Genomic DNA, 6,000 nt, shown 5'->3' on the forward strand with positions numbered 1-6,000 from the left:
CCATACAAGCACGACGAAACCGGCGTCCCAACGCGCCCGGAGGCCAAGCGCAATGGCCCAAGCGCACTCCGAACCCCGCCGCTCCCGCCTGCGCCTCCTCGTGCCCGGCGTCCTGGTCGCGATCGCGGTTCCCGTCGTCCTCGTGGCCACCCGCAGCGAGACCACCGTGGTCCCCATCGCCGCCGAGCGCCCCACCGACGCGCGAACTCAACGAGACCAGCCCCTGGAACCCGGCGACGCAGATCACCCCCACCCGGTACGCGGACGACGCCGCCCTCGAACTCGGCACGCGTTTCACCGTGGCCAAGGAGGGACTGGTCGCCGGAGTGCGCTTCTTCAAGGCGGCGGGCGAGACCGGCAGGCACACCGGCAGCCTGTGGACCTCCCGCGGCGTGAGGCTGGCCCGGGTCACCTTCACCGCCGAGACCAGATCAGGCTGGCAGGAAGCCCGCTTCGCCGAGCCGGTGACCGTACACCCCGGCCAGACCTACACGATCTCCTACCACAGCGACAACGGCACCTACGCGGGCACCCGCGGCTCCCTCGCCGCGACCGAGCCCTTGGCCGCCGCCCGCCAGCGCACCGGCGTCTACCGGTATGGCAAGAGCCGCTTCCCGGACAAATGGAACCCCAAGAACTACACGTACTACGTGGACCCGATCTTCCAGTGGTGGGAAACCGTCACCAGGCCGAACCCGGCCCCCGGCACGACGCCCCCGGCCCCCGGCACCCCCACACCGACTCCGCCCCGGCCGACGATCACCGTGACCGCGTCAGCGGCGGTCCCGAGCGCGACCTTCTCCCCGCTCCCCATCCCGCCGCCGTCCCCATCACCGTCGCTCACCCTGTCGCCGTCGCCCTCGGTGTCGCCCACGCCATCACCTTCTCCGTCTGCGTCACCTTCTCCGTCGCCCTCGCCGTCACCTTCGCGAACCCCCACGCGCTCCGCCACGCCGACCCGACTCCCGCTCCCACCAAGCCCGACCAGGACCCCGCCCCCACCGGCCGTTTCCCCGACGCCGGATCGACCGGCGTGACCCCCGGCACCCAGCTCACCGTGATCAACGGCGACCAGACCTTCGCCACCGACGGCCAGACCATCACCGGCCGTGAGTTCCGCGGCTTCGTCAAGGTCACCGGCGCCAACATCACCTTCAAGGACTGCGTCTTCCGGGGCGGCTCCACCAACCGCACCATCCCGCTGTTCGACAGCACCCGCGGCCGCAACACGGTGGTCACCGACTCCGAGTTCAACCCCGCCAACCCCAGCCCCGGCATCGACGGCGCCTGGACCCGCAACACCCAGATCCTGCGCAGCGAGTTCCGCGGCAGCACCGACGGCCTCAAAGCCGGCAGCGGCACAGTCCTCCAGGACTCCTACATCCACGAACTGCGCTGGTTCGCCTCCGACCCCGACCAGAACGGCGGCCCCACCCACAACGACGGCGTCCAGTCCCTGGCCGGCGAATCCAGCGTGACCCTCCGCCACAACACCATCGACCTGACCACCTCCAAGGACGCCAACGCCGCCCTGCAGTCCTCCGCCCCCAACACCACCGTCGTAGACAACTACCTGGACGGCGGCGGCTGCACCCTCAACTTCAGCCACAACGGCCTAAACGGCTCCCTAACCGGCATCAAGGTCACCGGCAACCAGTTCGGCCGCAACTCCTTCTTCGACTGCCCCATCCTCATCAGCACCCGAACAACCCTCACCGAACTAACCGGCAACGTCTTCGCTGACACCAACCGCCCCATCCCCCAGCCGGAACGCCACGACTGAGCCCGGATCGCGCCGTCGGCACCCGGGGGACTCCACGGTGTCCCCCGGCCCGAGCGCGACCGCACGCACCGACCAGAACGGCGGCGGCTGCACCCTCAATTTCGGCCACAACCACCCCCTCGCCGGCATCAAGTCACCGGCCACCAATTCGTCCGCAACTCTCCTTCAAATGCCCAATCCTCCTCAATATTGACTGCATGGGAAAAATGGGGCGGAATGGTGGTGGCGCAAGGAAAGGTGTGCCCTCTTGGTGCAGAACCGAGAACCAAACAGGCCGCCACCCGAAACCCTGTTCCCCGCGAAGCTGGATGTCGAGGGGCTGCTGGCCTCGGGATGGCGTCCGCTGGCTTTCCGTCAGTTCATCCTGAAGCTGCACAGCCGCTGCGATCTCGCCTGCCGCCACTGCTACGTGTATGAGATGGCCGACCAAAGCTGGAAAGCACAGCCGCGCCGAATGTCGACAACGGTCATGGATCACACGGCCTCCCGGATCGCCGAACACGCGCTGACCCACGGGCTCGGCGACATTGAGATCATTCTGCACGGCGGTGAGCCGCTTCTGGCGGGCCGTGATCGAGTCGACTACGTGGTTCGCGCCATTCGGGCGGCTGCCGCGGACGTGGGCACCCGGGTCCGGGTGAGTATTCAGACCAACGGCATACGCCTGGACGACGCTTTCCTCCGCCTCTTCGAGGAACTGGAGATACGGGTCGGCGTCAGCTTCGACGGCTACGCGGAGGCACACGACCGGCAACGCCGGTTCGCCGACGGCCGGGGTAGCCACACCCTGGTCTCCCACTCGATCCGCCGCTTGGCGGGCGGCCGATATCACGGTCTCTTCGGCGGTCTCCTCTGCACGATCGACCTCGACAACCATCCGCTGGACACCTACGAAGCACTGATCGCCTTCGACCCGCCCACCGTGGACTTCCTGCTCCCGCATGGCAACTGGTCCACACCGCCTCCCGGCCGAGTGGCCGGCGCGCCGGAGACGCCGTACGCCGACTGGCTCATCGCGGTCTTCGATCGCTGGTACGGCGCAGCCACCATGGAGACGGAAGTCAGGCTGTTCCAAGAGATCATGCGCCTGCTTTCCGGCGCCGCCTCGCGGAGCGAGACGGTCGGGCTTTCACCTTCGCTCATGGCGGTGGTAGAAACCGACGGGAGCATTGAGCAGTCGGATATCTTGAAGTCCGCATATCAAGGTGCGGCCGCCACCGGCCTCCACGTCCTCCGCGATCCTTTCGACGCGGCACTGCTCCGGCCGGCCATGGTGGCGAGACAGATCGGCGTACGGGCACTCGGCCCGACCTGCACCGCTTGTGACATCCGGGCGATCTGCGGGGGAGGGCAATATGCTCATCGCTACAGCGATATCGAGGGATTCCTCGGCCCATCGGTTTACTGCCCGGATCTGTATAAACTCATCGCGCATATCAGCGAACGGTTCGCACGTGACATCGCCCGGCTGAAGGGAAATCTGTGATGTCCGTATCGGACAGCACGTTCACCGACCTGGCAGAGGGCGGCGGCGGGGCGGCAGGGGCCCGCGAACTGGGTATCGCACAGCGGAGCAGACGCACCCTCCTTATCCGCGGAGTTTTCGAAGAGTCGCAGCTCAATGGACATCCGGATGCGCCCTTCGTGGCTGATGCCTACGAGCACCTGCTGGCCCTGGAGAAATCCGCGCCCAGGCAGGTTGAGAGTATTCTGCAGCACCCCGCAGTCGGTGCCTGGGCATTGGGTGCGTACCGCTCCTTACGGCAAGGCGGTGCGGACCGTCCGGCGCGGCTGGGCGCGGTGGCCCTGGCGGCGTCCGCCGCCACTGGCGTCTCCTGCCGGATTCGGGTCCGGATTCCGGAAGATGGTGTGCTGATGCTGCCCTCGCTCGGCCTGCTCTCCCTCGGGGTGAAGGCCGCGGGAGACGCAGAGGTCGAGGTGCGCCCGGACGAAACGGGCGCGGTACTGGCCGGGGATGACTGGACGGCACGGGTAGAGCCGGGCGCCGACGACGATTCGGGCTGGCAGGCACTTCATCGGGTCCGAGTGGATCAAGGGTTCGAGGTCGTGGTCGATGACCTCGACCCCTATCGGTGGCCGGACGAGGTCGCGGTCGTCGGTCGCCTTGGCGAGGAGGAGCGCCGGCACTGGGAATCCTGTTTGCGGGCAGCCTGGCACGTGCTGCGAGAGTGGCATCCCGTGGTCGCCGAGGAGCTCCGCGGCATCGTTCAGGTGATCACTCCGATCAAGGCGCCACCGCAGGGGGGCGATAACAGCGCGTCGTCACGAGACACGTTTGGCACTGTCGCGATGTCCGCCCCAAGGCATGGCACCTGGCTGGCGGCCACTCTCGCGCACGAGCTCCAGCACGCCAAACTGGAGGCGCTCAACTACCTGATCCCGTTGATCCGACATGATCGGAACGATCATTTCTACGCCCCCTGGCGTCCTGACCCCCGCCCCGGATACGGCCTTCTTCACGGTGCGTACGCCTATCTCGGGGTGACCGAATTCTGGCGTCGGCAACATCGTCACGAGACGGGCGAACTCGCCAACATCGGACAGGCGGAGTTCGCCCGCTGGCGCGAGGGCGTACGACTGGTCACCGACACGCTGCGGCGCGAGGAGTTGCTGACCGAGGCCGGCGAAGCCTTCGTCGCGGGCATGCGCCGGACTCTTGATCCAGCGCTCTCGATCCGGGTGACCGCGTCCGCCCAGGCACTGGCCGACAGCGCGGCCGCCCGTCATCGCGCCGCCTGGCTGGTCCGGAATTCCTCCGCCGGATAGAACCGGCTAGAGCGGCGACGGGTCGAAATCGCAGTTGATGCGTTCCTTCTTGTCGGCGGCCACGGCATCCGGTTGCCCCGCGTCCAGCCGCTCCGCATAGTGAGCCGCAGTTGTGGAGGCCAACTCCGCCGCGTTGTCGGCCCCGATCATGCGTCGGTCCAGAGCGAGATTGGCGGCACAGGAAAGCGTCAGGAAATGATCCTCGCCGAAGGTGGCTTCGAGCCTCTGGTAGTTCGCCTCCCCGAGGTCCCGCGCCTGCTGATGCTCACCCAGCGCGGCCAGATCGCTCTGCACGTTCACTGAGGCGGAGAGCCCGTAGTGATGCTCACGGCCAAGCCTGGACTCCAACCCGGCAAGAGCACTCTCGTTGGCCCGCAGGGCCTTCTCAGGATCGCCGAGCAGCCGGAAGAGCAGGGCGAGGTTGGTCTGGCAGCCATAGGTGTACGGATGGTCAGGCCCATACACGGAGGGATAGCGAGCGACGGCCTCTTCGCCCACCTTGAGCGCCTCCTCAAGTTCCCCTCGGGCCCGCAGCGTATTGGACAGGTTGATCACAGCCGCCATGGTGTCGGGATGGGATCCGCCCAGCAGCCTTCGCAGCCTGGTGTAGGTGTCCATTGCCAGGGAGAGGGCGCCTTCGAGGTCCCCGGCCCTGCGCCTGGCGATGGACAGGTCCTTGGCGGTGAGGAGCGTCATATGGTGATCGGGCCCGAGCTTCTGAATCCCGAATGCCATGGCGGCCTCGCCCGAACTGCAAGCTTCTTCGAAGTCGCCGGTCAGGCGCACCGCCCTGGCCATGCCGTTCCAGGAACTGAGCACCGTGTCGGTGCTGACGCCTTTGGAATCGCTCTGCGCCAGATAGGCCGCGATATGCAGACGGCGTGCTTCGGCGTACTGACCGTTCAGCCCGTAGTCGATGGCGAGATTGTTCGTCGCTCGGAAGGTGAGCGGGTCGTCGTCGCCAAGACCGTCGCGGTGCATCTGAAGCGACTCTTCGTCGAGCGCTCGGGCTTCACCGAAGTTGCCACGGGCCCGGAGGCTCGCGGCGTAGCCGTTGATGGCGATCAGCGTTTCCTTGTGCGTGGAACCCATGACGGCGCGCATCCGGTTCAGGGTCTCGCCGTCGAGTTCGTATGCCGTGGAGAATTCACCGAGTCTGCGCAGGATGTTGCCGAGGTGCCGCCGGGCCACGAGCACGTTCGGGTGCTCCGCCCCGTCGCGCGCGCTCCACTTGTCGATGAATTCGTTCACGAAAGCCCGCGCGGGCTGGTAGTTGCCGGACAGGTGGAGATAGCGGACGACGTTGAGGGCGAAGTCGCGGACCGCAGGATCCGTGCATTCCGCCAGATTGGAGGGGCCGACGTGGGGGATCAGGTCGATGAATGCCTGCCAGCGGGAGCTGTCCTCGGGATCATCGGGGGCGTAGCTGG

Annotated in this window: 5 protein-coding genes; 4 read left to right on the forward strand and 1 reads right to left on the reverse strand. The window is 67.0% G+C overall.

Going from position 1 to position 6,000, the window contains the following annotated elements; all coding sequences use genetic code 11:
* Positions 1 to 242: 242 nt before the first annotated feature.
* The 4 genes from Acor_RS45710 to Acor_RS34065 all read left to right on the forward strand — a co-directional run bounded on the left by Acor_RS45710 (position 243) and on the right by Acor_RS34065 (position 4,570).
* Positions 243 to 1,037, forward strand: coding sequence for a DUF4082 domain-containing protein (locus Acor_RS45710; protein ID WP_281353291.1), 795 nt, complete (start codon positions 243 to 245; stop codon positions 1,035 to 1,037).
* On the forward strand, positions 1,034 to 1,783 hold the full coding sequence (locus Acor_RS34055; protein ID WP_155340884.1) for a hypothetical protein: 750 nt from the start codon (positions 1,034 to 1,036) through the stop codon (positions 1,781 to 1,783). Before Acor_RS45710 ends, Acor_RS34055 begins: the two co-directional genes overlap by 4 nt.
* A gap of 250 nt (positions 1,784 to 2,033) precedes the next feature.
* Positions 2,034 to 3,269, forward strand: a complete 1,236-nt coding sequence (locus tag Acor_RS34060) for an FxsB family cyclophane-forming radical SAM/SPASM peptide maturase (protein ID WP_246239499.1) — start codon at positions 2,034 to 2,036, stop codon at positions 3,267 to 3,269.
* Positions 3,269 to 4,570 carry an HEXXH motif domain-containing protein gene (locus Acor_RS34065; protein ID WP_155340885.1) on the forward strand — a complete coding sequence of 434 codons (1,302 nt, stop codon included), beginning with the start codon at positions 3,269 to 3,271 and terminating at the stop codon, positions 4,568 to 4,570. Before Acor_RS34060 ends, Acor_RS34065 begins: the two co-directional genes overlap by 1 nt.
* Positions 4,571 to 4,576: 6 nt before the next feature.
* Here the strand turns inward: Acor_RS34065 and fxsT are convergent.
* Positions 4,577 to 6,000, reverse strand: a 1,424-nt coding sequence (gene fxsT, locus Acor_RS34070; protein ID WP_155340886.1) for an FxSxx-COOH system tetratricopeptide repeat protein, incomplete at its 5' end; no start/stop codon positions are given.

Source organism: Acrocarpospora corrugata (assembly GCF_009687845.1).
GTDB classification, from domain to species: Bacteria; Actinomycetota; Actinomycetes; order Streptosporangiales; family Streptosporangiaceae; genus Acrocarpospora; species Acrocarpospora corrugata.

Bases quoted from the DNA above. Each gene is read 5' to 3' on its own strand.
- Acor_RS34065 (WP_155340885.1), top strand. From the start codon at position 3,269: ATGTCCGTATCGGACAGCACGTTCACCGACCTGGCAGAGGGCGGCGGC.